Origin of the sequence: Enterobacter sp. 01-M-03-SI-ECC, from assembly GCF_047530215.1 — a bacterium.
Taxonomy (GTDB): domain Bacteria; phylum Pseudomonadota; class Gammaproteobacteria; order Enterobacterales; family Enterobacteriaceae; genus Enterobacter; species Enterobacter chengduensis.
Map to the genome: position 1 here is coordinate 225,549 of NZ_JBLKDA010000004.1, position 24,701 is coordinate 250,249.

Here is a 24,701-nt window from a genome sequence, read left to right on the forward strand (position 1 = left end):
TTTTACGAATACATCGCCGTAATCGACGCGTTTCCGAGGGTATGGAAATGCACGTTAAACCCAACCATCGCGCCGCTCGCGCCTTCATCGACCTCAATCTTCTCTACGTCCAGCGCGTGCACCGTGAAGATATAGCGGTGGGTTTCCCCTTTTGGCGGCGCCGCGCCGCCGTAGCCCGCTTTACCAAAGTCAGTGCGCGTCTGAATCGCGCCGTCAGGAAGGGCAACCAGGCCTGAACCGGAACCCTGCGGCAGCACGCGCGTGTCGGCAGGCAGGTTCGCCACGATCCAGTGCCACCAGCCGGAGCCGGTTGGCGCATCCGGGTCGTAGCAGGTCACGACAAAGCTTTTGGTGCCTGCCGGAACCTCGTCCCACGCCAGGTGCGGGGAGATATTGTCTCCCTGATACCCCATGCCGTTGAATACGTGGCGTTCCGGCAGCTTTTCACCGTCGCGCAGATCTTTACTGATGATTTTCATACGGTTTACCCTCGTTGATCGCTCGTTCAGCAAGTGTAATGCATCGGGTTAAATCGCGAAATGCGCGGGAATGTTAACGGCTGTTACGACCGCATCGGTTAATTTACGCAGCTGCGCCGGCGTAATGCCGTACGGCGGCATCAGGTAGATAAGCTTGCCGAAAGGCCGCACCCAGACGCCCTGCTCTACGAAGAAGCGCTGCAGCGCCGCCATGTTCACCGGATGGGTGGTTTCAATCACCCCGATGGCGCCCAGCACGCGCACGTCCGCGACGAAGTTCGCCCCCGAGGCGGCGCACAGCTCCGCTTTCAGCTGCGCCTCAATCGCCGCCACCTGCGTATGCCACTCGCCGCTTTCCAGAATCGCAAGGCTTTCGCTGGCGACGGCGCAGGCCAGCGGGTTGCCCATAAACGTCGGGCCGTGCATAAAGCAGCCCGCCTCGCCGTCGCTGATGGTGTCGGCAACGTGGCGGGTGGTGAGGGTGGCCGAGAGCGTCATGGTGCCGCCGGTCAGCGCTTTGCCCAGACACAGAATATCCGGCGCAATGCCCGCATGTTCGCAGGCAAACAGCTTCCCGGTGCGGCCAAATCCGGTGGCGATCTCGTCGGCAATCAGCAGAATGCCCTCGCGGTCGCACATCTTGCGGATGCGCCTCAGCCATTCCGGGTGGTACATCCGCATGCCGCCCGCCCCCTGCACGATGGGTTCAAGAATGACGGCAGCAATCTCGTGACGATGCGCCGCCATCAGCCGCGCGAAGCCGACCATGTCCATCTCGTTCCACTCGCCGTCGAAGCGGCTCTGCGGCGCCGGAGCAAACAGGTTTTCCGGCAGATAGCCCTTCCACAGGCTGTGCATGGAGTTGTCCGGATCGCAGACCGACATCGCCCCGAAGGTATCCCCGTGATAGCCGTTGCGGAAGGTGAGGAACCGCTGGCGCGCTTCACCCTTCGCATGCCAGTACTGCAGCGCCATCTTCATCGCCACCTCCACCGCCACGGAGCCGGAGTCGGCCAGGAACACGCACTCGAGCGATTGAGGCGTCATCGCCACCAGACGGCGGCAAAGATCCACCGCGGGCTGGTGGGTGATGCCGCCAAACATCACGTGCGACATCTGGTCAATCTGCGCCTTCATCGCCGCGTTCAGGCGCGGGTGGTTGTACCCGTGAATGGCCGCCCACCAGGAGGACATTCCGTCGACCAGCCGCTCGCCGCTGGCAAGGTGCAGCTCGCAGCCGTGGGCGGAGGCTACCGGGTAGACGGGAAGGGGGCGGGTCGTGGAGGTGTAAGGGTGCCAGATATGCTGCTTGTCGAAGGCGAGATCGTCCTGGGTCATAATCGACTTGTAAACCATTTTGAAAAGTTTTAGGTTTACGAGTATAAACCGAACCGAAAATTAACAAAACCCTTTGGAGAAGCCCGATGGCTCACCACGCACGCTGGACGATGTCGCAAGTCACTGAATTATTCGACAAACCTTTTCTTGAGCTGATGTTCGAAGCCCAACAGGTGCATCGTCAGCACTTCGATCCGCGCCATGTTCAGGTCAGCACGCTGCTGTCAATCAAGACCGGCGCCTGCCCGGAAGACTGCAAATACTGCCCGCAGAGCGCGCGCTACAAAACCGGTCTTGAATCCGAGCGCCTGATGGAAGTCGAGCAGGTGCTCGACTCCGCGCGCAAGGCGAAAAACGCCGGCTCAACCCGCTTCTGCATGGGCGCGGCGTGGAAGAATCCGCACGATCGCGACATGCCGTACCTGGAGCAGATGGTAAAGGGCGTGAAGGAGATGGGCCTCGAAGCCTGTATGACCCTCGGTACGCTGAACGAAGAACAGGCGCAGCGCCTCTCGGCCGCGGGGCTGGATTACTACAACCACAACCTCGACACCTCGCCGGAATTTTACGGCAACATCATCACCACGCGTACCTATCAGGAGCGTCTGGACACGCTGGATAAAGTGCGTGACGCGGGGATCAAGGTCTGCTCCGGCGGCATCGTGGGCTTAGGCGAAACCGTGAAAGACCGCGCGGGCCTGCTGCTGCAGCTGGCGAACCTGCCGACCCCGCCGGAAAGCGTGCCAATCAACATGCTGGTGAAGGTCAAAGGCACGCCGCTGGCGGATAACGACGACGTGGATGCGTTTGATTTTATCCGCACCATCGCGGTGGCGCGCATCATGATGCCGACCTCTTTCGTGCGCCTCTCTGCCGGTCGTGAGCAGATGAACGAGCAGACCCAGGCGATGTGCTTTATGGCCGGGGCCAACTCCATCTTCTACGGCTGCAAGCTGCTGACCACGCCGAACCCGGAAGAGGACAAAGACGTACAGCTGTTCCGCAAGCTGGGGCTGAACCCGCATCAGACCGAGGTGCTGACGGGCGATATCGAGCAACAGCAGCAGCTGGAGCAGCAGATTTTTAACGCCGACACCGACCAGTTCTACAACGCGGCAGCCGTATGACCTGGCAGGCACGAATTAATACCGCGCTGGACGAACGCCGGGCGGTAGAGGCGTTTCGCGTCCGCAGGGTGGTGGAAAACGGCGCGGGCCGTTTTCTTACCCGCGAGGGGCGTCAGTTCTGCAATTTCTCCAGCAACGATTATCTCGGGCTGAGCCAGCATCCGGCCATCGTCCGCGCCTGGCAGCAGGGCGCGGAGCGGTTTGGCGTGGGCAGCGGCGGCTCGGGACACGTCAGCGGCTACACCACGGCGCATCAGGCGCTGGAAGAGGCGCTTGCCGACTGGCTCGGCTACCCGCGCGCGCTGCTTTTTATCTCCGGCTTTGCCGCCAACCAGGCGGTCATCACGGCCCTGATGGGGAAAGACGATCGCATTGTCGCCGACAGACTCAGCCATGCCTCGCTGCTGGAGGCGGCAAATTTAAGCCCGGCCCAGCTGCGCCGCTTTGCCCATAACGACGCGGGACAGCTCGCTGCTCTGCTGGATAAACCCTGCGAAGGACAGCAGCTGGCGGTCACGGAAGGGGTGTTCAGCATGGACGGCGACAGCGCGCCGCTTGCCGCGCTGCACGAGGCCGCAAAGCGGCAAAACGCCTGGCTGCTGGTGGACGATGCTCACGGGATTGGCGTGATGGGCGACGAAGGCCGCGGCAGCGCGTACCGGCAAAACGTGAAGCCGGAGCTGCTGATCGTCACCTTCGGCAAGGGCTTTGGCGCCAGCGGCGCTGCCGTGCTGTGCAGCGAGTCCGTCGCCGACTATCTCCTGCAGTTTGCCCGACACCTAATCTACAGCACCAGCATGCCCCCGGCGCAGGCGGTGGCGCTCTCTGCGTCCCTGGCGGTGATCCGCAGCGCAGAAGGGGAGGCACGTCGCCAGCGTCTGGCAGAGCATATTGCCCGCTTCCGCCAGGGATTAGCGGCATTACCCTTCCGCAGTCCCGATTCGCAAAGCGCTATCCAGCCGGTGATTGTCGGCGAAAATGGTCGTGCGCTGGCCCTGGCACAGGCGCTGCGCGAGCGGGGCATGTGGGTCACCGCCATTCGTCCGCCCACCGTTCCGCCGGGTACCGCCCGGCTGCGCTTAACCCTGACGGCGGCGCATGAAGCGCGCGATATCCAGACCTTGCTGGAGGTGCTCCATGATGCCGGTGAATAAGCAGGCCGTCGCGGCGGCATTCGGTCGCGCCGCCCAGAGCTATTCGCAGCACGATGACCTGCAGCGCCAGAGCGCGGCGGGGCTTCTGGCCGCGCTTGGCGAGAAGCGTTTTCCGCAGGTGCTGGACGCCGGCTGTGGTCCCGGCAGCAATAGCCGCTACTGGCGCGAGGCGGGAAGCCGGGTCACGGCGATCGACCTCTCGGACCGAATGCTCGACGTGGCGCGTCAGGGGCAGGCAGCAGATCGCTATCTGCTGGCCGATATCGAGGCGATCCCGCTGGGGGATGCCCAGTTCGATCTGGTCTGGAGTCATCTGGCGGTCCAGTGGTGCAGCAGCCTGCCGCAGGCCTTATGCGAGCTGTATCGCGTGGCGCGGCCGGGCGGGAAGGTGGCCTTTACCACCCTGCTGGAAAGTTCGCTGCCGGAGCTGAATCAGGCCTGGAAAGCAGTGGATGAGCAGCCGCACGCTAACCGCTTTTTATCGCACGAGCAGGTGACGCAGGCGCTGGCAGGCTGGCGCTACCGCAGTACGGTGCAGACCATCACGCTCAATTTTAGCGATGCGCTTAGCGCCATGCGCTCGTTGAAGGGCATTGGCGCCACGCACCTGCATGCCGGGCGTGAGAAAAAACCGCTCACCCGGGGTCAGCTACAGCGCCTTGAGCTGGCCTGGCCGCAGCAGCGGGGTCGATTCCCGCTCTCCTATCAACTTTTTCATGGGATTATCGAACGTGACTGAACGTTATTTTGTCACCGGAACGGATACGGAAGTAGGTAAAACGGTTGCCAGCTCGGCGCTGCTGCAGGCGGCGAGACGGCTCGGGAAAAACACCGCCGGATACAAGCCTGTCGCTTCCGGCAGCGAGATGAGGGCGGAAGGGCTACGCAACACCGACGCGCTGGCGCTCCAGCGTAACAGTACCCTTGAGCTTGCCTATTCAGCGGTGAATCCGTACACCTTTGCCGAGCCGACCTCGCCGCACATCATCAGCGCCGACGAAGATCGTCCGATTGATTTTGCCGTGCTGTCTGCCGGATTACGGGCGCTGGAGAGCCAGGCCGACTGGGTGCTGGTGGAAGGTGCGGGGGGCTGGTTTACGCCCCTTTCGGACACGCAGACGTTTGCTGACTGGGTGCAGGCCGAGCGGCTTCCGGTCATTCTGGTGGTCGGCGTTAAGCTGGGCTGTATTAACCACGCCATGCTTACCGCGCAGGCCGTACGGCAGGCCGGGCTGCGGCTGGCGGGCTGGATAGCCAACGATGTGGTTGCGCCGGGTAAACGACACCAGGAATATCTGGCGACGCTTGGGCGCGTCCTGCCCGCGCCGTACCTTGGGGAGATCCCCTGGCTGGCTGACGGCGTGGATAATGCCGACACCGGACGTTACCTCGATCTCAGCGCCTTGCTTCCCGCGTCATCCAGTGAGCGATAAGCTCGTCATCCAGCTCGTTAACGTGGCCCTGCGCCACGTTACGCCCGCGATAGAGCAGACAGAAACGGTCCGCCACCCGGCGGATAAACGACAGCTGCTGCTCCGCTAACAGCACCGTCATACCTAACTCCCGGTTTAAGCGCCCCAGCAGCTGCCCTAGCTTCTGGGCGAAGCTGTAGCCTGCGCCGAGCAGGGGCTCATCGAGGATCAGCAGGTGCGGACGGTTGACCAGCGCATTCGCCAGCGCCAGCTGATACTGGTCGTCCGGAGAGATCGCGTTGGCGCGGGTCTGTCGCAGCGCGTAGAGCGCCGGAAACAGGTCGTAAACGTCACTTTTCGCCTCCGGGTTGGGCTTCCCCATCGCCCGCATGGCGATATGCAGATTTTCCTCAATCGTCAGCTGGGAGAAGATCCGCCTGTCCTGCGGGACATACCCTATCCCCGGTCCTGAACGCGGTTCTGGCGGCAGGTTGAGCAAATCGCGCGGCGGTGCCCCCGCCTCGTGCCAGATGATGCTGCCGCTTTCGACGGGCACTCTCCCGGCAATGCAGTTCATGAGGGTGGTTTTCCCCATCCCCGGCAGGCCAACGACGCCTGTACACATTCCCTGCGGAAAATCCCCATTCACGTTCCATAGCGTATGTTGGCTTCCGTAAAACTGATTTACAGCACGCAGACTCAACATCTTTCTCTCCTTAAAAATGTGTGTAGGTGAGGCTCATAGTTGAGTGTGCAAAACCCCTGCCAGAAATCGAAAAGTGCTTAAAAAAACGGCTTTTTTAGGAATAAGTCACAAGCGCGCGGCGGATAACAGCCGGGATTGCACACGGACGGTGCTGGCGGTGTTGGGTTGTGGTGCAGCGTCAGAAATGATGAAAATGTGAGCAAGATCGCATCGGTTGGTTATGAATGACGCAACTGTTAATCAGCAAAAAAGAGCTATAAAAATTTTTTCCTGCCGTCTCGTGGGAAAATCCGGGAATTTGCCGAGCGCCACGCCGTACGGGCTGGAAGCAGTTATCCACTATTCCTGTGGATAACCATGTGCATTAGAGTTAGAAAACACGCGATAAGCGAGAGAAGACGCGGCTTTCGCCCAAATTGACGCGAAACGCGGCTTTAGAAAATATCGTTTAATTTTTAATTGCTTAGATAAAAGCAATTCCCGTCATGAAAGTGTCACCCGTTGCCATAAAACTATCATTACCTGGCTTGACAAATGTTAAAAAAGAAAAAGTTCTGGGGATAACCTGACCTGACGGGTGTTTTATGTTGTCACAGCCCAAATTTTGGTCGCTATCGCGCTAATGATTCAGGCGCTACGCTAAATATCCTGACATGCTACTGGTTTTTCATCCAGTGTTTTTTACTGGCATTCCTGGCAACAACGAGTAAAATTACTCACCTGCCGCTTATAACGTCATCAGGTTGTCGCCCATGAGTAAACCGTTCAAATTGAATTCTGCTTTCCGTCCATCTGGCGATCAGCCTGAGGCGATCCGTCGTCTTGAAGAGGGGCTGGAAGACGGGCTGGCGCACCAGACGCTGCTGGGGGTAACCGGCTCGGGTAAAACGTTCACCATCGCCAACGTGATTGCCGATCTCCAGCGCCCAACGATGGTGCTGGCGCCCAATAAAACCCTGGCCGCGCAGCTTTACGGTGAGATGAAAGAGTTCTTCCCGGAAAACGCCGTGGAGTATTTCGTCTCCTACTACGATTACTACCAGCCTGAAGCGTACGTACCGAGCTCTGACACCTTTATCGAAAAAGATGCCTCGGTGAACGAACACATCGAGCAGATGCGGCTGTCGGCCACCAAGGCGCTTCTGGAGCGTCGTGATGTGGTTGTGGTCGCGTCGGTTTCGGCGATCTACGGTCTGGGCGATCCGGATCTCTATCTCAAGATGATGCTGCACCTGACGCAGGGGATGATCATCGACCAGCGTGCGATTTTGCGTCGTCTGGCCGAGCTGCAGTACACCCGCAACGACCAGGCCTTCCAGCGCGGCACCTTCCGCGTGCGCGGTGAGGTGATCGACATCTTCCCGGCGGAATCGGACGATATGGCGCTGCGCGTCGAGCTGTTTGACGAGGAGGTCGAGCGGCTGTCGCTTTTCGACCCGCTGACAGGGCACGTTGAGTCGGTGGTCCAGCGCTTCACCATCTACCCAAAAACGCACTACGTGACGCCGCGCGAGCGTATCGTGCAGGCGATGGAAGAGATCAAAATAGAGCTGGCCGAGCGCCGCAAGGTGCTGCTGGCGAACAATAAGCTGCTGGAAGAGCAGCGCCTCAGCCAGCGCACGCAGTTCGACCTTGAGATGATGAACGAGCTGGGCTACTGCTCCGGCATCGAAAACTACTCGCGCTTCCTCTCCGGGCGCGGGCCGGGCGAGCCGCCGCCGACGCTGTTTGATTACCTTCCGGCTGACGGTTTGCTGGTGATCGACGAATCCCACGTTACGATCCCGCAGATCGGCGGGATGTACCGGGGCGATCGGGCGCGCAAAGAGACGCTGGTGGAGTACGGATTCCGCCTGCCGTCGGCGCTGGATAACCGTCCGATGAAGTTTGAAGAGTTTGAGGCATTAGCGCCGCAAACCATTTACGTCTCGGCCACGCCGGGCAACTACGAGCTGGAGAAATCGGGCGACGAGGTGGTTGACCAGGTCGTGCGTCCGACCGGGCTGCTGGACCCGATTATCGAAGTGCGTCCGGTCGCCACGCAGGTGGACGATCTGCTTTCGGAAATTCGCGCCCGTTCCGCCATCAATGAGCGCGTGCTGGTGACCACGCTCACCAAGCGTATGGCGGAAGACCTGACCGAATATCTCGAAGAGCACGGCGAGAAGGTGCGTTATCTGCACTCCGATATCGATACCGTGGAGCGTATGGAGATTATCCGCGACCTGCGTCTGGGCGAGTTTGACGTGCTGGTGGGGATCAACCTGCTGCGAGAAGGCCTGGATATGCCGGAAGTCTCGCTGGTGGCGATTCTGGATGCGGACAAAGAGGGCTTCCTGCGTTCTGAACGCTCCCTGATCCAGACCATTGGCCGCGCGGCGCGTAACGTCAACGGCAAAGCGATTCTGTACGGTGACAAAATCACCCCGTCGATGGCGAAAGCGATTAGTGAAACGGAGCGCCGCCGCGAGAAACAGCAGCGCTACAACGAAGAGCACGGCATTACGCCGCAAGGGCTGAACAAGAAGGTGGTGGATATTCTTGCGCTGGGTCAGAACATTGCCAAAACCAAAGCAAAAGGTCGCGGCAAGGCGCGTTCAGTGGTGGAAGAAGATACCGTCGTGCTGACGCCGAAGGCGCTGCAGCAGAAAATCCACGAGCTGGAAGGGCAGATGATGCAGCACGCGCAGAACCTGGAGTTCGAAGAGGCGGCGCAGATCCGCGACCAGCTTCATCAGCTGCGGGATCTTTTTATTGCCGCATCGTAGCTTCTTGCCCGGTGGCGCTGCGCTTACCGGCCTACGGGTTAAGTTCCCCTTGTAGCCCCGGTAAGCGCAGCGCCACCGGGGATTTTTTGTCAGCCCAGCGCCTGAATCGCCTTCTCCAGCGCCTCGCGCAGCAGATGGCGGTCGTGGCGATATTTGATATCACTCGCTTCCAGCGGCTCCTGGACCACCAGGCGGTCGCCAATGCCGGAGACATCCACCTTCGGCCCGACCACCACGCCGTCGATAATTTTTTTACCGACGTACTGCTCCATGAGATTCAGCTTGTCCGCCAGCGACAGGCTCGCCGCCGCCGGGCTCAGCTCACGGCCTAAATTGCCGATATAAACCATCGGCGCCGGAGTGCGGCGCAGCGCCTGCGCCAGCTCTTTCACCAGCAGAATGGGCATCAGGCTGGTATAGAAACTGCCCGGGCCGATCAGGATAAGATCCGCTTCCCCAATGGCCTCCACCGCTTCCCGCGTGGCGGGCACGGCTGGATAGGTCATGAGCTCCGCTGGCGGCAGGAGGAGCTGGTCAATATTCACCTCGCCGTACACTTCATGCCCTTCAGCGTCGATTGCCATCAGGTCAACCGGTTGTTCAGACATGGGGATCAGGAAGGCGTCCACTTTGAGCAGGTTGCGGATCAGGTTGATGGCTTCCAGAGGCCTTACGCTCAGGTGATCCAGCGCCTTTAACATCAAGTTTCCGAGGTTATGCCCGGAAAGTTCGCCATTGCCGCCAAAACGGTACTCAAACATCGCCGACGCGACGCTTGGCTCGGTAATTAACTGGTTCAGACAGTTGCGCATATCTCCCCAGGCAATACCGCCTTCGGCACGACGGATGCGTCCGGTGGAGCCGCCGTTATCGGTGGTGGTGACTATCCCCGTCAGCCTTGAGCCGAGTGACGACAAAGAGGACATCACCCGGCCTAAGCCGTGCCCTCCGCCAAGAGCGACCACTCGGTCAAGATCCGCAAAAGTGCGATTGCGCATACGTATTCCTTATCACGTTCGATCGCGTAACAGTAACCTAACTACCCCTAAAAGACGATGCCTCACCCGAATCAAAATGACGTATATCAATGTGAAAATACGATTTTTAGGTATTCTGTAGCGAAAATGCAGGAATAATCCGCTATATAGATGATTATATAGCGTAAAGTGATAATGGCGTCGTCAGAATTTCCGCGCTACTATCGCCCTAACCACGTTTTCAATATTGAAAACATACACTCTAGCCTTTGTGCCTGTGTCGAAAGATATGGCGCTCTGGCCGTGGCGAATATGCCACCAGGGTACAGAAAGAAATGACTGTGCCTCCCGTATCTGGAAAGGTGTACATGGCTTCACAACTTACTGATGCTTTCGCGCGTAAGTTTTATTACTTGCGTCTGTCGATTACCGATGTGTGCAACTTCCGTTGCACCTACTGCCTGCCCGACGGCTACAAGCCGGGCGGCGTCACCAATAACGGCTTTCTCTCCGTGGATGAGGTGCGCCGCGTCACGCGCGCCTTCTCTGAGCTCGGCACCGAGAAAGTGCGTCTGACCGGCGGTGAACCCTCTCTGCGCCGCGATTTCCCCGACATCATTGCCGCCGTGCGTGAAAACGAGCGCATCCGCCAGATTGCGGTGACCACCAACGGTTACCGCATGGCGCGTGACGTGGCGAACTGGCGCGAGGCGGGCTTAACCGCCATCAACGTCAGCGTGGACAGCCTTGATGCCCGCCAGTTCCACGCCATTACCGGCCAGGATAAGTTCCAGCAGGTCATGGACGGGATCGATGCGGCATTTGCGGCGGGCTTCGAAAAAGTCAAAGTCAACACGGTGCTGATGCGTGATGTAAACCATCACCAGCTGGACACCTTCCTGGCGTGGATAAAATCCCGTCCCATTCAGCTGCGCTTTATCGAGCTGATGGAAACCGGCGAGGGCAGCGAGCTGTTCCGGCGTCATCACATTTCCGGCATGGTGCTGCGCGACGCGCTGCTCAGGCGCGGCTGGATCCACCAGATCCGCCAGCGCAGCGACGGCCCGGCGCAGGTCTTCTGTCATCCTGATTACGAAGGCGAGATTGGGCTTATCATGCCCTATGAGAAAGACTTCTGCGCCAGCTGCAACCGCCTGCGCGTCTCCTCCGTTGGCAAGCTCCACCTTTGCCTGTTCGGCGACGGCGGCGTAGACCTTCGCGATCTGCTGGAAAACGATGCGCAGCAGGCCGCGCTTGAAGCGCGTATTTCTGAAGCCATGACGCATAAAAAACAGACCCACTTCCTGCACCAGGGCAATACCGGCATAACTCAGAACCTGTCTTACATCGGCGGGTAATCAGGCTTAAGAAGGAATCAGAAGATGAGTCAGGTCAGCGCAGAATTTATCCCGACGCGCATTGCTATCCTTACCGTTTCCGACCGCCGTGGCGAAGAGGATGATACCTCCGGCCACTGGCTGCGCGAGGCGGCCCATGACGCGGGGCACCACATCGTCGATAAATCCATCGTGAAGGAGAACCGCTACGCCATTCGCGCGCAGGTCTCGCAGTGGATCGCCAGCGATGACGTGCAGGTGGTGCTGATCACCGGCGGCACCGGCTTTACCGCGGGCGATCAGGCCCCCGAGGCGCTCATCCCGCTGTTCGACCGCGAGGTGGAAGGCTTCGGCGAAGTGTTCCGCATGCTCTCCTTTGAAGAGATCGGTACCTCCACGCTGCAGTCGCGCGCCGTTGCCGGCGTGGCTAACAAAACCCTGATTTTCGCCATGCCGGGCTCGACCAAAGCCTGCCGCACCGCGTGGGAAAACATCATCGCCCCGCAGCTCGATGCCCGTACCCGGCCGTGTAATTTTCATCCTCATTTAAAGAAATAAGCTATGTCACAACTGACCCACATTAACGCCGCTGGCGAAGCGCATATGGTGGACGTCTCTGCCAAAGCCGAGACGGTGCGCGAGGCGCGCGCGGAAGCGTTCGTTACCATGCTGCCGGAAACGCTGGCGATGATTATCGACGGCAGTCACCACAAGGGCGACGTCTTTGCCACCGCGCGCATTGCGGGGATTCAGGCCGCCAAGCGGACCTGGGACTTAATCCCGCTGTGCCATCCGCTGATGCTGAGCAAGGTGGAAGTGAACCTGCAGGCGCAGCCGGAGCACAACCGCGTGCGGATTGAGTCACTCTGCCGCTTGACCGGCAAAACCGGCGTCGAGATGGAGGCGCTGACGGCGGCCTCCGTTGCCGCGCTGACCATCTACGACATGTGCAAAGCGGTGCAGAAAGATATGGTGATTGGCCCGGTTCGCCTGCTGGCTAAAAGCGGCGGCAAATCCGGTGATTTTAAGGTGGACAGCCATGATTAAGGTGCTCTTTTTTGCCCAGGTGCGCGAGCTGGTGAATACCGACAGCCTGACGCTGGATGCCTCTTTTGAAAACGTAGCCGCCCTGCGCGCGCATCTGGCGGCGCAGGGCGACCGCTGGGCGCTGGCGCTCGACGAAGGCAAGCTGCTGGCGGCCGTTAACCAGACGCTGGTGGAATTCAGCCATCCGCTGACCGCAGGGGATGAAGTGGCCTTCTTCCCGCCGGTTACGGGGGGCTGAGATGGCTGAAACCCGAATTCTGGTGAGTCCCGCGCGTTTTAACGTGGGGACAGAATACAGCTGGCTGGCGGAACGCGATGAAGACGGCGCGGTCGTCACCTTCACCGGCAAGGTGCGCAACCACAACCTCGGTGACAGCGTGAAGGCGCTGACGCTGGAGCACTATCCGGGAATGACCGAGAAATCGCTGGCGGAGATTGTGGAGGCGGCGCGAGGCCGCTGGCCGCTCGGGCGCGTTACGGTGATCCACCGTATCGGCGAGATGTGGCCAGGCGAAGAGATTGTCTTTGTCGGCGTGACCAGCGCGCACCGCGGCAGCGCGTTTGCGGCAGGGGAGTTCATTATGGATTACCTCAAAACCAAAGCCCCGTTCTGGAAGCGCGAAGCGACGCCGGAAGGCGATCGCTGGGTAGAATCCCGCGACAGCGACAAACAAGCCGCCAGCCGTTGGTAGTCGGTTGACGTGGATGTGTTAATCTTAAGGTGTGTGTCTACTTAATCTTAATCAGGAGTGAATCATGGACCGATTTCCGCGTTCCGATTCAATAGTACAGCAGACCCGTAGCGGCCTGCAGACGTATATGGCTCAGGTGTACGGCTGGATGACGGTCGGCCTGCTGCTTACCGCGTTTATCGCGTGGTATGCGGCGAACACGCCCGAGCTGATGATGTTTATCTTCTCCAGCAAAATCACCTTCTTTGGGCTGATTATCGCCCAGCTGGGGCTGGTGTTCGTGCTCTCCGGTCTGGTGCATAAGCTCAGCGCGGGGATGGCGACCACGCTGTTTATGCTCTATTCGGCGCTAACGGGGCTGACGCTTTCCAGTATTTTCATCGTCTACACCTACTCCTCCATCGCCAGCACGTTTGTGGTGACCGGCGGAATGTTCGGCGCGATGAGCCTCTACGGCTACACCACGAAGCGCGATCTGAGCGGCTTTGGCAGCATGCTGTTTATGGGGCTGATTGGGATTGTGCTGGCGTCGCTGGTGAACCTGTGGCTGAAGAGCGACGCGCTGATGTGGGCCATTACCTACATCGGGGTGGTGGTCTTCGTTGGGCTGACGGCGTATGACACGCAGAAGCTGAAAAACATCGGCGAGCAGATCGACGTGCGCGACAGTGCAAACCTGCGCAAATACTCGATTCTGGGCGCGCTGACGCTCTATCTGGACTTCATCAACCTGTTCCTGATGCTGCTGCGGATTTTCGGCAACCGTCGCTAGGGTTGTTTTGCCGGGTGGCGGCTTCGCCTTACCCGGCCTACGAAAACCGAACCGTAGGCCGGGTAAGGCGAAGCCGCCACCCGACTTATTTATTTCGCCATTACCTTTTCGTTCTTCGCTCTCAGCTTCTTCGCCCGACTCTCCAGCGCCAGATAACAGACCGTTGCCAGCGCCAGCGGCAGGAAGTAATAGAGCATACGGTACGCCAGCAGGGCCGCGATAATCGTTCCCTGAGAGACATGCTCCCCGGCCAGCAGGGCAATAAATACCGCCTCCAGCACCCCGATCCCCGCCGGAATATGCACAATGACGCCCGCAATGCTGCTCACCAGCAGCACGCCCAGCACGAAGAAGTAATTCACGTCCTCGCCAATCAGCAGCCAGATGATGGCCCCCATCGCCATCCAGTTGGCGCTGGATACCGCCATCTGCAGCACGGCGAACTTCCACGAGGGCAGCACCAGCTTTTGCCCTTTGATGCTCATATGACGGCGCTTAGCGAAAGCGCAGGCCCACAGATAAAAGGCGATAATCAGCAGCAGCACGATGCCCAGAATGCGCAGCGTGGCCTCATCGATATACCAGTGCGCGGGCAGCTGCACCACGCCGATGGTGAAGATTACCCCGCCGAGCAGAATATAGCCCAGCCAGTTGGTGGTGATGCTTAACGAGAAAATACGCGTGATGGTGCCGCCCGGCAGGCCAAGCCGCGAGTAAAGGCGATAGCGCATGCCAATGCCGCCGACCCAGGTGCTCAGCGTCAGGTTAAAGGCGTAGCAGATAAACGACACCAGCATCACCTGGCGCTTGGCCAGCTTGTGGCCGCAGTAAGCCCGCCCCAGCAGGTCATAGCAGCCGTACATCAGGTAGCTGACGATAACCAGCCCGGCAGCGCCCAGCAGCACCATCCGGTTGTAGTTGCGGATAACTTTCCACACCTCTTCCCAGTCAACTTTCTGCGCGTAAACCACCAGCAGAACCGCGACCGCAATAAAAAACAGCCAGGTCAGGATCTTTTTCGCCAGCCGCCAGCGTGGATGCGATTTTGACATCAGGGTTTGCCTCCGTCTTCCGCCTCAACGCGGTCCTGGGTTTCCATTTCGGGCTGTACCGGAGGGTCTACCTGCGCCAGCTTCGGCGTATGCGCCGGCAGCCAGCCGACCATCGCCGGGAAATGACGCAGGAAGTGGAACACCACCACGCTGATGCCCAGATTCCACCAGGTGCGTTTCGGCACCATAGACTCGTCCACGCGCACGCAGTCGTTAACGATCAGCGCCTGCAGGTTATCCCGCAGGGTCTGGTTAAACTGGCGATCGTGAATGATCAGGTTGGCTTCAAGATTGAGCGACAGGCTCAGCGGATCCAGATTGCTGGAGCCGACGGTGGCCCAGTGATCGTCCATCAGCGCCACTTTGCCGTGCAGCGGTCGGCGGCGATATTCGTAGATCTGTACGCCACCCTTCACGAGATAGTTATACAGCAGCCGCGCGCCGACTTTGACGATCGGCATATCCGGCTCGCCCTGCACAATCAGCTTCACCCGTACCCCGCGCCGGGCCGCGTTGCGCATGGCGTGCAGCAGGCGATAGCCCGGGAAGAAGTAGGCGTTAGCAATAATCACCTCGCGCTTCGCATTGGCGAGCATTTTCAGGTAATGGCGTTCAATATCGTCCCGGTGCTCGCCGTTGTCGCGCCAGACGAAAAGGGCCTGCGCTTCGCCAGGCTTGCGGTTCTCCTCCGGGCGATGGCGGCGTTTCCACCAGCGGCGAACGGCCTCTTTCCCCGGCAGGTTCTCCAGTTCGAATAATACGATGTCCTGCACTACCGGGCCCTCAATGCGAATGGCGTAATCCTGCTTCGCTTCCGGGCCGTAGTCGGACATGTGCTCGGCGGAGTAGTTAATGCCGCCGACGAACGCCACCGTCTCATCCACCACCACAATTTTGCGGTGCATCCGGCGGAAAAGGTTGGTACGCATGCCGAACAGGCGCGGACCGGGATCGTAGTAGCGGAACACCACGCCCGCAGCGGTCAGTTCATTGACGAACCCATCGCTGAGGTCCGGGGAGCCGTAGCCATCCAGCAGCACTTCAATTTTGATGCCGCGTCGGGCGGCGCGCAGCAGCACGCCGTGCAGCTGTTTGCCCACGTCGTCCTCGAACCAGATAAAGGTTTCGAGGATCACTCTCTGCTTAGCGTTATCAATCGCCTTAAAGACGGCCGGGTAATACTCGTCGCCGTTGACCAGCAGCGAGATCCGGTTGCCTTCCTGCCAGGAACATTTCATAGGTGGATCTCCGCGCTGAGCGGGGCATGGTCGGAAAGATGTCGCCAGTTGAGGAGCGCCAGGGCGGTCGGGCTGCTGGCGTGGGCATTTTTCACGTAGATGCGGTCAAGCCGGAGCAGCGGGAAACGGACCGGAAAGGTGCGCGCAGGCCTGCCGTTGGCGCGAGTAAAAACCTCCTCCAGCCCGGCCTGCACCTTCAGCGGATGGTTTGCCCGCTGCCGCCAGTCGTTGAAATCGCCCGCCACCACCACCGGTTCACCTTCGGGAAGCGCGTTGGTCCAGTCTGCCAGCATTTTCAGCTGCGCCTGGCGATGGGCCTCGCGCAGGCCAAGATGAACACAGCCAACATGGACAGGTCGCTCAAGATCGGGCGGGGTAATGCGGCAGTAAAGCAGGCCGCGCTTTTCGCTCTCCCCGACGGAAACGTCGCGATTTTCGTAATGTTCAATGGGGTAACGGGACAGCACCGCGTTGCCGTGATGGCCTTCCGGATAGACCGCGTTGCGGCCGTAGGCGTAATCGCTCCACATGGTGTCGGCCAAAAATTCATAGTGCGGCGTGTCGGGCCAGTTCTCAAAGTGGAGCGGATGGACTTCGTGCGCGCCCATCACCTCCTGCAGGCAGACAATATCGGCGCTGACGGTGCGTACCGCGTCGCGCAGCTCCGGTAAAATGAAGCGGCGGTTAAATGCTGTGAAGCCTTTATGAATGTTTATCGTCAGCACCTTAAGCGAGAAATGCTGCATTTTTTGAGTCATAAGCTCCTTCCTGAGTGACTATCCCAATGAAAATAAAGTGTAGTCGGCGTCACAAAAAGATGCGGCGTTACGGAATTTTCCGTAAAGTGCGGTAGTCTGATTAAGCAGAGAAAAATCCTTCAGGAGAGAAGCCATGAAGTGGCAACAACGTGTTCGTGTCGCAACGGGGTTAAGTTGCTGGCAGATAATGTTGCATTTACTGGTCGTGGCCGTACTGGTGATGGGCTGGATGAGCGGCACGCTGGTGCGTGTCGGCCTGGGGCTATGCGTCCTCTATGGCGTCACCGTGCTGTCGATGCTGTTCTTACAGCGCCACCATGAAGCGCGCTGGCGCGAGGTGGGTGACGTGCTCGAGGAGCTCACCACCACCTGGTACTTTGGTGCGGCGATGATCGTGCTGTGGCTGCTGTCACGCGTGCTGCAAAACAACCTGCTGCTGGCCCTGGCGGGTCTGGCGATCCTCGCAGGGCCTGCGGTGGTCTCGTTGCTGACCAAAGAGAAAAAGCTACGCGATGTTGCGTCTAAACATCGCGTACGCCACTGAGCCCGTCGTGGCCGCGATGACCAGTAGCGGCCACAAACTTCCCCAGACAATATCCAGACTCGCATCCTTCAGATAGATCTGCTTGGTAATGTCCGTAAAGTGGCGAATCGGGTTTATCCACGTCAGATCCTGGAGCCACACCGGCATGTTCTCGACGGGGGAAACGTACCCGGAGAGCAAAATCGCGGGCATCATAAAGACGAATACCCCGATAAACGCCTGCTGCTGCGTCGAGCACAGCGCCGAAATTAACAGCCCAAACCCCACCAGCGACAGCCCGTAAATCACCATCGTGAAGTAAAACAGCGCCAGCGATCCGGCGAACGGGATCTGGTAGGCCCAAATTCCCACCCCCAGCACGATGGTGGCCTGGAAGGTCGCAACGATCAGCGCCGGCACCGCTTTGCCGACGAAAATTTGCCAGGTGGCGAGCGGGGAGACCAGCAGCTGGTCCAGCGTGCCCTGTTCGCGCTCGCGGGCCACGGAGAGGGAGGTGACGATCATCACCCCGATGGTGGTGATCATGGCGATCAGCGACGGCACCACGAACCACTTGTAGTCCAGATTCGGGTTGTACCAGTTGCGCACCACCAGCTCGCTGTTGTTGGGCTTCGGTTTACCCTCCATCAGCTCCTGCTGGTAATCCTTCACCACCTGCTGCAGATAGTTGGCCGCAATCTGGGCGCTGTTGGAGTTGCGCCCGTCGAGGATCAACTGCATCGGCGCGGTCTGGAAGGTATCCAGATTGCGGGAAAAATCCGCCGGAAAGCGCACCAGCAGCAGCGCTTTTTGCGTGTCGATGGTCGGCTGAATGTCCTGCGGGCTTTTCAGCAGCAGGATGTGGGTAAAGGCTTTTGCCCGGGCAAAACGCTGCGTCAGCTCGACGGAATGCCTGCCGTTGTCTTCGTTGTAAATGGCAATGGTGGCGTTGGTCACCTCAAGCGTCGCGGCAAACGGGAACAGCAAAACCTGGATCAGCACCGGCAACACCAGAATGGCGCGGGTTTGCGGCTCGCGCAGCAGGGACTGCAGCTCTTTGCGTATTAACGTCCATAGTCGGTGAAACATTGCGTCGTCCTCCTGTCGGGTGGCGCTTGCGCTTACCCGATCGACAAAATCCGATGGCTAATCTAATCTTCTTTTCGTTTTCAACCACGTTAACCCGATAAACATCACCGCTGACGCCATTAAAAACAGCGTGTTGATAATTAGCACCACCGGAATATTCCCCGCCAGGAACAGGCTTTGCAGCGTGCTCACGAAGTAGCGCGCCGGAATGATATAGGTCACGGCGCGGATGACGGCAGGCATACTGTCTATCTGGAAGATAAAGCCGGACAGCATAATCGACGGTAAAAAGGCGGCGTTGAGCGCCACCTGGGCGGCGTTAAACTGGTTGCGGGTGATGGTGGAGATGAGCAGCCCCATCCCCAGCGTGCTGAGTAAAAACAGGCTGGTAATAAAGAACAGCACCACCAGCGAGCCGCGGTAAGGCACGCCGAGGATAAAGACGGACACCAGCATGCAGAGCAGCATCGCCAGCATGCCGAGGAAGTAGTAGGGTATCAGCTTGCACAGCAGCAGCTCGACGCGCGTCACTTCGGTTGAAAGCAGCGCCTCCATGGTGCCGCGCTCCCACTCGCGGGCGATCACCAGCGAGGTCAGGATCGCGCCGATCACCGTCATGATAATCGTCACCGCGCCCGGAATAATAAAGTGCTGGCTAATGGCGGCGGGGTTAAACCAGTAGCGCGTCTGCACGTCAATCAGCGGCTTAAATTCTTCCCCCCGATCTTCCGCGCGCTGCATCTGCCAGAGCTGCCAGATCCCCTCCGCGTAGCCCTGCACGAAGTTCGCGGTGTTCGGCTCGCTGCCGTCGGTGATGACCAGGATCGGCGCATCGGTATTCGCCCGCGCCATGTTGGCGGCAAAATCCACCGGAATAACGATCAGGCCGCGAATTTTCCCGGCCTGCATCTTCTGGATCAGTTCCTGCCGGCTGTCGCTGATGGTGGCGTCAATGTAGGGCGAGCCGGTCATGGCGTGGGTGAAGCTCAGCGCCTCTTCGCTCTGCTGCTCCAGCAAAATCCCGACCCGCAGCCTGCTGGAGTCCAGGTTAATGCCGTAGCCGAAGATAAACAGCAGCAGCAGGGGGATCACCACCGCAATCAGCCAGCTGCTGGGGTCACGCACGATCTGCCGCGTCTCTTTAATGCATAGCGCCCGCACCCGGCGCCAGGAAATGGCGTTACTGCGCATGGGCATTCTCCTTATCCCAGTCGTGGATGAGGGTGATAAACGCCTGCTCCATGGTCGGGTCCGGGACCTCATCGTCGGCGGCCTGGTTTTTCAGGTCGTCCGGCGTGCCGTGGGCAATCAGCTTGCCGCGATAGACCAGCCCGATGCGGTCGCAGTACTCCGCCTCGTCCATGAAGTGGGTGGTCACCATCACGGTCACCCCTTTTTCCACCATGCTGTTGATATGCAGCCAGAACTCGCGGCGGGTAAGGGGATCAACGCCGGAGGTCGGCTCGTCCAGAAACAGAATATCCGGCTCGTGCATCAGGGAGCAGGCCAGCGCGAGGCGCTGCTTAAAGCCGAGCGGCAGCTCGTCGGTGGCGTGGGAGGCAATGTTGGTTAACCCGAAGGCGTCGCTCATGCGGCGGATTTTCTCGCTCTGGGCGCGCCCGCGCAGGCCGTATACCCCGGAGAAAAAGCGCAGATTCTGCTCGACGGTCAGGTTGCCATACAGCGAGAATTTCTGCGCCATATAGCCCAGATGCTGGCGCGCCTTGCCGGAGCTGACCTTAAGGTCCATATCCAGCACCAGCGCCTTGCCGGACGTCGGCACCAGCAGGCCGCACATCATCTTAAAGGTGGTCGATTTTCCCGCACCGTTCGGCCCGAGCAGGCCAAAAATCTCGCCGCGTTTTACCGCGAAGTTGACGTTATCGGTGGCGGCGAAGTCACCGAATTTTTTGGTGAGGGATTTCGCTTCAATAACCGTTTCCCCCGGCGTGCCGTCCACCGTGTGCAGAATGGCGCCGAGAGGGGACTCCGACGTGCCCGCGCCGCCCAGCAGGTCGATAAACGCGTCCTCAAAGCGCGGCGCCGTCTCTTCCACTTCGATCTCAGGCATGCCTGGCGCGCGGCGAATATCGTCGACGGTGGCCTCTTTTTTGAGGATCGCCCGCACCGAGCGGCCCTGGATCATCCCGTCGCTGACCTGCGGCAGCCTGAGCACCCGCTGCAGCAGCCTGCGGTTGGACTCCTGCGGGCTGTGGAGCAGGAAGCTGCGTCCGGCCATGCTCTGCGTCAGCGTCGTCGGCTCGCCCTGATAAAGCAGTTCACCCTCGTTCATCAGCAGCACGTCCCGGCACTGTTCGGCTTCGTCGAGGTAGGAGGTGCTCCAGAGGATCAGCATCCCGTCGCCCGCCAGCTCGTGCACCATTTGCCACAGCTCGCGGCGCGAAATCGGGTCCACGCCGACGCCGGGCTCGTCCAGCAGCAGCACCTTCGGCTCGCCCACCAGCGTGCAGGCCAGCCCCAGCTTCTGCTTCATCCCGCCGGAGAGCTTGCCCGCCAGCCGGTCGGTGAACGGGCCGAGTGAGGTGAACTCCAGCAGCCGGGCGAAGGTTTTCTCCCGGGTTTCGCCGGTGACGCTGCGCAGGTCGGCGTACAGATTCAGGTTTTCCATCACCGTCAGGTCTTCATACAGGCCAAACTTCTGCGGCATGTACCCGAGCATGGCGTGGAGCGCGCCGTCGTCTTTGATAGGGTCAAGGCCCAGCACGCTGGCCGAGCCTTCATCCGGCTTCAGCAGACCGGCGAGCATTCGCATCAGCGTGGTTTTTCCCGCCCCGTCCGGGCCGACCAGCCCGGTGACATAGCCTTTCTGGATGGTGCAGTTCAGCGGCGCGACCGCCGGTTTGTCCATCCCCTTAAAGCGTTTAACCAGATTGCTGAGCTGAATAACCGCGTCATTCATGTCGTTCCCCGTTGTTCACTTTTACGGTGACGGGCATGCCCTGGCGCAGGGCGTCATCCGCATCGGTCACGATGATGCGCAGGCGATACACGAGGTCGGTACGCAGGTCCGGCGTTTCCACGGTTTTCGGCGTGAATTCGGCGGTAGGGGAGATGAAGCCCACCTTGCCGTGATACGGCTTGTCCGGGCGACCGTCGGTATAGAGCAGCAGCTCGCGGCCCGGCTGCATCTGGCCGAGATTCGGCTCGTCAACGTAGGCGCGCACCCAGACCGGGCGGGTCAGGGAGAGCGTTAAGACGGTGCTGCCCGCGCTGAGCATGCTGCCCGGCTCCACGGCGCGGGTCATCAGCGTGCCGTCAGACGGCGCGATGAGGGTGGTGTCGTGCAGATCCAGCTCCGCCTGGGCCAGCTGCGCCTGCGCCTGTTCAAGGCTGGCTTTCGCCTGGGCAATGTCCTGCGGGCGGTTACCGGTGTGGTACTGGCTTAATTTATCCTGCGCGGACTTCAGCGTCGCCTGCGCCTGGTCGCGGGACGAGCGCGCATTTTCCAGATCGTTGGCGGAGATGGTGCGGCTTTTCCACAGCCCCTGCTGGCGCGCGTAGAAGTTCTGCGCGTAGTCGTAGGCCGCCTGCGCCTGCTTAACGGCGGCGGCGGCCTGGGCAATTTCTTCATCGCGATAGCCTGCCAGCATCAGGTCATATTGCGCCTGGGCAACGGACACGCCCGCTTTGGCCTGCATCAGGGCGTTCTCGTAGGGCGCTTTATCCAGCATCCCCAGCGTCTGCCCGGTTTTAATGGCATCGCCTTCGTCAACGCTCAGCGAGGCGAGACGTCCGCCGACGCGGAAGCTCATGTTCACCGTGCGAATATCCACGTTACCGTACAGCGTCAGGCCTTTATCCTGGTGGCTCTGATACCACAGCCATCCACCGACGCCCGCGGCAAGCAAAACAACAACCACCAGAATGATGGCGACAGGTTTTTTCATGACTTCAGGCTCCTTTGCGTTAAGCCTTGCAGGATCAGATCGAGATGACAGGCGATGACCTGGCCAATCTGCGCGGCTTTATCCTCATCAAATTGTGTCCAGCCGGTGCGTAACAGGATGGTTTCCCTGCCCAGACGGAAGGCAAGTATCTCACCCAGCAGGGCGTGGGTATGCAAAATGGTCTCGGTATCGTTGGCATCCCGCCCGGTATAGGCGGCGATCAGCCGGGTCAGGTGGGTATGCATCGGGGCAATCACCCGATCGTGCACCCGCTGGTAGGCGGCAGTGGGGGAGAGCTGCTCCCGGGAGATAAACTTGCTCAGGTTGAGCGTATCGTCGTGAGTCAGGAGCCGGATCATGTTGTGGCAGGCCTTGAGGATCAGCTGGCGGATGGCCTCGCGATCGGGCGACGGCTCGCCGAGCAGCGCGGTGGCTTCCTCAACGTGCGGGTGAAACTGCGTGCCGATAAAATCGGCGATCCAGTCGGCGCAGGCGAGATACAAATCCTCTTTTGAGCCAAAATAGTAGGTAATCGCCGCAATGTTCTGCCCGGCCAGCGCGGCAATATCGCGCGTGGTCGCATGCAGCCCGTACTCGCCAAACTGCGCCAGCGCGGCGGCGATAAGCTGATTTTTGGCCTGTTCACCTTTGCTTGTTGTGGGTGTCGTATTCATGGCGGCATTAAAAATTAATCAATCGATTGATTAAGATTATGCCTGATTCAGGCTAACGTCGAGGGAGTACGCAGGGATATTTTATGCGCCACGTCACAAAAGCTGCTACACTCCGCTCCTTCGCGACATTGTGGTTTTTGTCCTCCTAATTGTTATATCTCCCTGAAAACTACACCTGTGATGGTCGGGGCGGTTCGGAGTTTTTATGTCTTTTGATTCCCTTGGCCTGAACCCGGAAATTCTGCGCGCGATCGCAGAGCAGGGCTACGTTGAGCCAACCCCAATCCAGCAGCAGGCGATCCCTGCCGTTCTTCAGGGTCGTGACCTTATGGCCAGCGCCCAGACCGGCACCGGCAAAACCGCGGGCTTTACGCTGCCCCTGTTAGAGCTGCTGGTAAAAAACCAGCCGCACGCCAAAGGCCGTCGTCCGGTCCGTGCCCTGATCCTGACCCCAACCCGCGAGCTGGCGGCGCAGATTGGTGAGAACGTGCGTGACTATAGCCGCTATCTCAACATTCGCTCGCTGGTGGTGTTCGGCGGCGTCAGCATCAACCCGCAGATGATGAAGCTGCGCGGCGGCGTCGACGTGCTGGTGGCAACGCCGGGTCGTCTGCTGGATCTGGAACACCAGAACGCGGTGAAGCTCGATAGCATTGAAATTCTGGTGCTGGACGAAGCCGACCGCATGCTCGACATGGGCTTTATCCACGATATTCGCCGCGTGCTGGCCAAGCTGCCGCCGCGTCGTCAGAACCTGCTCTTCTCCGCGACCTTCTCCGACGAGATCAAGGCGCTGGCGGAAAAGCTGCTGCATAACCCGCTGGAAGTGGAAGTGGCGCGTCGCAACACCGCCTCCGAGCAGGTGACGCAGCACGTTCACTTTGTTGATAAAAAGCGCAAGCGGGAACTGCTCTCCCAGATGATCGGTCAGGGTAACTGGCAGCAGGTGCTGGTCTTTACCCGCACCAAGCACGGCGCCAACCACCTGGCGGAACAGCTGAATAAAGACGGCATCCGCAGCGCCGCCATTCACGGTAACAAGAGCCAGGGCGCGCGAACCCGCGCGCTGGCGGACTTCAAGTCCGGCGACATCCGCGTGCTGGTGGCGACCGACATCGCTGCCCGTGGCCTCGACATTGAAGAGCTGCCGCACGTGGTGAACTACGAGCTGCCAAACGTGCCGGAAGATTACGTTCACCGTATCGGCCGTACCGGCCGCGCGGCGGCCACCGGTGAGGCGCTCTCTCTGGTCTGCGTGGACGAGCACAAGCTGCTGCGCGATATCGAGCGCCTGCTGAAGAAAGAGATCCCGCGCATCGAAACCCCGGGCTATGAAGTGGATCCGTCCATCAAGGCGGAGCCGATTCAGAACGGTCGTCAGGGTGGCGGTCGCGGCCAGGGCGGCGGCGGTCGCGGTCAGCAGCCGCGTCGTGCCGAAGGCGGCGCGCCGAAGCCAGCGGGCAAACCGCCGCGTCGCAGCAACGACGGCAAACCGTCCGGTGATAATCCGTGGCGCAGCGGCGAAGGCAAGCCGGCAGGAGAAGGGCAGCGCCGACGCCGTCCGCGCAAGCCTGCTAACCCGCAGTAATCTGGAAGCCCGGTCGTAAAGCCGGGCTTTTCTTTTTGCGGCAGCGAACAGAAAGTGCCACA

At 59.9% G+C, this 24,701-nt stretch carries 25 protein-coding genes and 1 riboswitch; of the genes, 13 read left to right on the top strand and 12 right to left on the bottom strand.

Annotated elements, in window-relative coordinates; all coding sequences use genetic code 11:
• Positions 1–2: 2 nt before the first annotated feature.
• Both ACMWKK_RS06190 and bioA read right to left on the bottom strand, forming a co-directional pair.
• Positions 3–479: a kinase inhibitor gene (locus ACMWKK_RS06190; protein WP_045331274.1), complete on the bottom strand. Its 477-nt coding sequence runs from the start codon at positions 477–479 to the stop codon at positions 3–5.
• 48 nt (positions 480–527) lie between these two features.
• Positions 528–1,817 (bottom strand): adenosylmethionine--8-amino-7-oxononanoate transaminase, encoded by a 1,290-nt coding sequence (gene bioA, locus ACMWKK_RS06195; RefSeq protein ID WP_404851924.1) that lies wholly within the window; start codon positions 1,815–1,817, stop codon positions 528–530.
• A gap of 86 nt (positions 1,818–1,903) precedes the next feature.
• On the opposite strand from bioA, the gene bioB reads away from it, so the two are divergent.
• The 4 genes from bioB to bioD are packed head-to-tail and all read left to right on the top strand — an operon-like array spanning position 1,904 to position 5,531.
• Positions 1,904–2,944, top strand: a complete 1,041-nt coding sequence (gene bioB / locus ACMWKK_RS06200; RefSeq protein ID WP_112781307.1) for a biotin synthase BioB — start codon at positions 1,904–1,906, stop codon at positions 2,942–2,944.
• Positions 2,941–4,098 carry an 8-amino-7-oxononanoate synthase gene (gene bioF, locus ACMWKK_RS06205; protein WP_112781308.1) on the top strand — a complete coding sequence of 386 codons (1,158 nt, stop codon included), beginning with the start codon at positions 2,941–2,943 and terminating at the stop codon, positions 4,096–4,098. Before bioB ends, bioF begins: the two co-directional genes overlap by 4 nt.
• Complete coding sequence (gene bioC / locus ACMWKK_RS06210; protein WP_112781309.1) at positions 4,082–4,837, top strand: malonyl-ACP O-methyltransferase BioC; 756 nt, start codon at positions 4,082–4,084, stop codon at positions 4,835–4,837. The genes bioF and bioC overlap by 17 nt, the downstream gene beginning before the upstream one ends.
• On the top strand, positions 4,830–5,531 hold the full coding sequence (gene bioD / locus ACMWKK_RS06215; protein WP_181663674.1) for a dethiobiotin synthase: 702 nt from the start codon (positions 4,830–4,832) through the stop codon (positions 5,529–5,531). Before bioC ends, bioD begins: the two co-directional genes overlap by 8 nt.
• On the opposite strand, the gene ACMWKK_RS06220 is transcribed toward bioD, so the two are convergent.
• Entirely contained in the window at positions 5,494–6,216 is a 723-nt protein-coding gene (locus tag ACMWKK_RS06220; RefSeq protein WP_045331259.1) for an ABC transporter ATP-binding protein, read from the bottom strand. The two genes, bioD and ACMWKK_RS06220, sit on opposite strands and share 38 nt — an antisense overlap.
• Positions 6,217–6,968: 752 nt before the next feature.
• Here ACMWKK_RS06220 and uvrB point away from each other — a divergent pair.
• A complete protein-coding gene (gene uvrB / locus ACMWKK_RS06225; protein ID WP_045331257.1) occupies positions 6,969–8,984 on the top strand; it encodes an excinuclease ABC subunit UvrB in 2,016 nt (671 codons plus the stop codon).
• An 89-nt stretch (positions 8,985–9,073) separates the two neighbouring features.
• Here uvrB and yvcK read toward each other — a convergent pair whose 3' ends face one another.
• On the bottom strand, positions 9,074–9,982 hold the full coding sequence (gene yvcK / locus ACMWKK_RS06230; RefSeq protein WP_112781311.1) for a uridine diphosphate-N-acetylglucosamine-binding protein YvcK: 909 nt from the start codon (positions 9,980–9,982) through the stop codon (positions 9,074–9,076).
• Between the two features lie 225 nt (positions 9,983–10,207).
• Positions 10,208–10,342, top strand: a riboswitch (molybdenum cofactor riboswitch).
• Here yvcK and moaA point away from each other — a divergent pair.
• The 6 genes from moaA (at position 10,330) to ACMWKK_RS06260 (ending at position 13,809) form a co-directional block, all read left to right on the top strand.
• Entirely contained in the window at positions 10,330–11,319 is a 990-nt protein-coding gene (moaA, locus tag ACMWKK_RS06235) for a GTP 3',8-cyclase MoaA (RefSeq protein ID WP_112781312.1), read from the top strand. It overlaps the preceding riboswitch by 13 nt.
• 24 nt (positions 11,320–11,343) lie before the next feature.
• Complete coding sequence (gene moaB / locus ACMWKK_RS06240; protein ID WP_112781313.1) at positions 11,344–11,856, top strand: molybdenum cofactor biosynthesis protein B; 513 nt, start codon at positions 11,344–11,346, stop codon at positions 11,854–11,856.
• A 3-nt stretch (positions 11,857–11,859) separates the two neighbouring features.
• Positions 11,860–12,345, top strand: coding sequence for a cyclic pyranopterin monophosphate synthase MoaC (gene moaC, locus ACMWKK_RS06245; protein ID WP_008501142.1), 486 nt, complete (start codon positions 11,860–11,862; stop codon positions 12,343–12,345).
• Positions 12,338–12,583, top strand: a complete 246-nt coding sequence (gene moaD, locus ACMWKK_RS06250) for a molybdopterin synthase sulfur carrier subunit (protein ID WP_045331247.1) — start codon at positions 12,338–12,340, stop codon at positions 12,581–12,583. Before moaC ends, moaD begins: the two co-directional genes overlap by 8 nt.
• A 1-nt stretch (position 12,584) precedes the next feature.
• Positions 12,585–13,037 carry a molybdopterin synthase catalytic subunit MoaE gene (gene moaE, locus ACMWKK_RS06255; protein ID WP_045331243.1) on the top strand — a complete coding sequence of 151 codons (453 nt, stop codon included), beginning with the start codon at positions 12,585–12,587 and terminating at the stop codon, positions 13,035–13,037.
• 64 nt (positions 13,038–13,101) lie between these two features.
• The gene (locus ACMWKK_RS06260; protein WP_045331241.1) at positions 13,102–13,809 is read left to right on the top strand and encodes a Bax inhibitor-1 family protein; all 708 of its coding nucleotides are present in this window, start codon (positions 13,102–13,104) and stop codon (positions 13,807–13,809) included.
• Positions 13,810–13,898: 89 nt separating this feature from the next.
• Here ACMWKK_RS06260 and ACMWKK_RS06265 read toward each other — a convergent pair whose 3' ends face one another.
• Genes ACMWKK_RS06265 through ACMWKK_RS06275 form a run of 3 tightly spaced genes read right to left on the bottom strand, consistent with a single transcriptional unit; the run spans position 13,899 to position 16,857 of the window.
• Positions 13,899–14,861, bottom strand: a complete 963-nt coding sequence (locus tag ACMWKK_RS06265) for a lysylphosphatidylglycerol synthase transmembrane domain-containing protein (RefSeq protein ID WP_112781314.1) — start codon at positions 14,859–14,861, stop codon at positions 13,899–13,901.
• Positions 14,861–16,099, bottom strand: coding sequence for a cardiolipin synthase ClsB (gene clsB / locus ACMWKK_RS06270; RefSeq protein WP_112781315.1), 1,239 nt, complete (start codon positions 16,097–16,099; stop codon positions 14,861–14,863). Before clsB ends, ACMWKK_RS06265 begins: the two co-directional genes overlap by 1 nt.
• On the bottom strand, positions 16,096–16,857 hold the full coding sequence (locus tag ACMWKK_RS06275) for an endonuclease/exonuclease/phosphatase family protein (protein ID WP_045331612.1): 762 nt from the start codon (positions 16,855–16,857) through the stop codon (positions 16,096–16,098). Before ACMWKK_RS06275 ends, clsB begins: the two co-directional genes overlap by 4 nt.
• Before the next feature lie 133 nt (positions 16,858–16,990).
• Here ACMWKK_RS06275 and ACMWKK_RS06280 point away from each other — a divergent pair, with 133 nt between their 5' ends.
• Positions 16,991–17,401, top strand: a complete 411-nt coding sequence (locus ACMWKK_RS06280) for a YbhQ family protein (RefSeq protein ID WP_023334980.1) — start codon at positions 16,991–16,993, stop codon at positions 17,399–17,401.
• On the opposite strand, the gene ACMWKK_RS06285 is transcribed toward ACMWKK_RS06280, so the two are convergent.
• Genes ACMWKK_RS06285 through cecR form a run of 5 tightly spaced genes read right to left on the bottom strand, consistent with a single transcriptional unit; the run spans position 17,363 to position 23,051 of the window.
• Positions 17,363–18,469, bottom strand: a complete 1,107-nt coding sequence (locus ACMWKK_RS06285; protein WP_112781316.1) for an ABC transporter permease — start codon at positions 18,467–18,469, stop codon at positions 17,363–17,365. The genes ACMWKK_RS06280 and ACMWKK_RS06285 overlap by 39 nt on opposite strands.
• 57 nt (positions 18,470–18,526) lie before the next feature.
• A complete protein-coding gene (locus tag ACMWKK_RS06290; protein ID WP_112781317.1) occupies positions 18,527–19,660 on the bottom strand; it encodes an ABC transporter permease in 1,134 nt (377 codons plus the stop codon).
• Positions 19,650–21,389, bottom strand: coding sequence for an ATP-binding cassette domain-containing protein (locus tag ACMWKK_RS06295; RefSeq protein WP_112781318.1), 1,740 nt, complete (start codon positions 21,387–21,389; stop codon positions 19,650–19,652). Before ACMWKK_RS06295 ends, ACMWKK_RS06290 begins: the two co-directional genes overlap by 11 nt.
• Positions 21,382–22,377: a secretion protein HlyD gene (gene hlyD / locus ACMWKK_RS06300; protein ID WP_112781319.1), complete on the bottom strand. Its 996-nt coding sequence runs from the start codon at positions 22,375–22,377 to the stop codon at positions 21,382–21,384. The genes ACMWKK_RS06295 and hlyD overlap by 8 nt, the downstream gene beginning before the upstream one ends.
• Entirely contained in the window at positions 22,374–23,051 is a 678-nt protein-coding gene (cecR, locus tag ACMWKK_RS06305) for a transcriptional regulator CecR (RefSeq protein WP_112781320.1), read from the bottom strand. The genes hlyD and cecR overlap by 4 nt, the downstream gene beginning before the upstream one ends.
• A gap of 205 nt (positions 23,052–23,256) precedes the next feature.
• Here cecR and rhlE point away from each other — a divergent pair, with 205 nt between their 5' ends.
• The gene (rhlE, locus tag ACMWKK_RS06310) at positions 23,257–24,639 is read left to right on the top strand and encodes an ATP-dependent RNA helicase RhlE (protein WP_112781321.1); all 1,383 of its coding nucleotides are present in this window, start codon (positions 23,257–23,259) and stop codon (positions 24,637–24,639) included.
• Positions 24,640–24,701 lie beyond the last annotated feature (62 nt).

Excerpts from the sequence above, each read along its gene's own strand:
- bioA (WP_404851924.1), bottom strand. The coding sequence starts at position 1,817 with ATGACCCAGGACGATCTCGCCTTCGACAAGCAGCATATCTGGCACCCT.
- cecR (WP_112781320.1), bottom strand. The coding sequence starts at position 23,051 with ATGAATACGACACCCACAACAAGCAAAGGTGAACAGGCCAAAAATCAG.
- yvcK (WP_112781311.1), bottom strand. The coding sequence starts at position 9,982 with ATGCGCAATCGCACTTTTGCGGATCTTGACCGAGTGGTCGCTCTTGGC.
- moaE (WP_045331243.1), top strand. The coding sequence starts at position 12,585 with ATGGCTGAAACCCGAATTCTGGTGAGTCCCGCGCGTTTTAACGTGGGG.
- bioF (WP_112781308.1), top strand. The coding sequence starts at position 2,941 with ATGACCTGGCAGGCACGAATTAATACCGCGCTGGACGAACGCCGGGCG.
- ACMWKK_RS06265 (WP_112781314.1), bottom strand. The coding sequence starts at position 14,861 with ATGTCAAAATCGCATCCACGCTGGCGGCTGGCGAAAAAGATCCTGACC.
- moaC (WP_008501142.1), top strand. The coding sequence starts at position 11,860 with ATGTCACAACTGACCCACATTAACGCCGCTGGCGAAGCGCATATGGTG.
- ACMWKK_RS06190 (WP_045331274.1), bottom strand. The coding sequence starts at position 479 with ATGAAAATCATCAGTAAAGATCTGCGCGACGGTGAAAAGCTGCCGGAA.
- ACMWKK_RS06295 (WP_112781318.1), bottom strand. The coding sequence starts at position 21,389 with ATGAATGACGCGGTTATTCAGCTCAGCAATCTGGTTAAACGCTTTAAG.
- rhlE (WP_112781321.1), top strand. The coding sequence starts at position 23,257 with ATGTCTTTTGATTCCCTTGGCCTGAACCCGGAAATTCTGCGCGCGATC.
- hlyD (WP_112781319.1), bottom strand. The coding sequence starts at position 22,377 with ATGAAAAAACCTGTCGCCATCATTCTGGTGGTTGTTGTTTTGCTTGCC.
- ACMWKK_RS06260 (WP_045331241.1), top strand. The coding sequence starts at position 13,102 with ATGGACCGATTTCCGCGTTCCGATTCAATAGTACAGCAGACCCGTAGC.
- moaA (WP_112781312.1), top strand. The coding sequence starts at position 10,330 with ATGGCTTCACAACTTACTGATGCTTTCGCGCGTAAGTTTTATTACTTG.
- clsB (WP_112781315.1), bottom strand. The coding sequence starts at position 16,099 with ATGAAATGTTCCTGGCAGGAAGGCAACCGGATCTCGCTGCTGGTCAAC.
- uvrB (WP_045331257.1), top strand. The coding sequence starts at position 6,969 with ATGAGTAAACCGTTCAAATTGAATTCTGCTTTCCGTCCATCTGGCGAT.
- moaD (WP_045331247.1), top strand. The coding sequence starts at position 12,338 with ATGATTAAGGTGCTCTTTTTTGCCCAGGTGCGCGAGCTGGTGAATACC.
- bioC (WP_112781309.1), top strand. The coding sequence starts at position 4,082 with ATGATGCCGGTGAATAAGCAGGCCGTCGCGGCGGCATTCGGTCGCGCC.
- ACMWKK_RS06275 (WP_045331612.1), bottom strand. The coding sequence starts at position 16,857 with ATGACTCAAAAAATGCAGCATTTCTCGCTTAAGGTGCTGACGATAAAC.
- moaB (WP_112781313.1), top strand. The coding sequence starts at position 11,344 with ATGAGTCAGGTCAGCGCAGAATTTATCCCGACGCGCATTGCTATCCTT.
- ACMWKK_RS06290 (WP_112781317.1), bottom strand. The coding sequence starts at position 19,660 with ATGCGCAGTAACGCCATTTCCTGGCGCCGGGTGCGGGCGCTATGCATT.
- ACMWKK_RS06285 (WP_112781316.1), bottom strand. The coding sequence starts at position 18,469 with ATGTTTCACCGACTATGGACGTTAATACGCAAAGAGCTGCAGTCCCTG.
- ACMWKK_RS06280 (WP_023334980.1), top strand. The coding sequence starts at position 16,991 with ATGAAGTGGCAACAACGTGTTCGTGTCGCAACGGGGTTAAGTTGCTGG.
- bioB (WP_112781307.1), top strand. The coding sequence starts at position 1,904 with ATGGCTCACCACGCACGCTGGACGATGTCGCAAGTCACTGAATTATTC.
- ACMWKK_RS06220 (WP_045331259.1), bottom strand. The coding sequence starts at position 6,216 with ATGTTGAGTCTGCGTGCTGTAAATCAGTTTTACGGAAGCCAACATACG.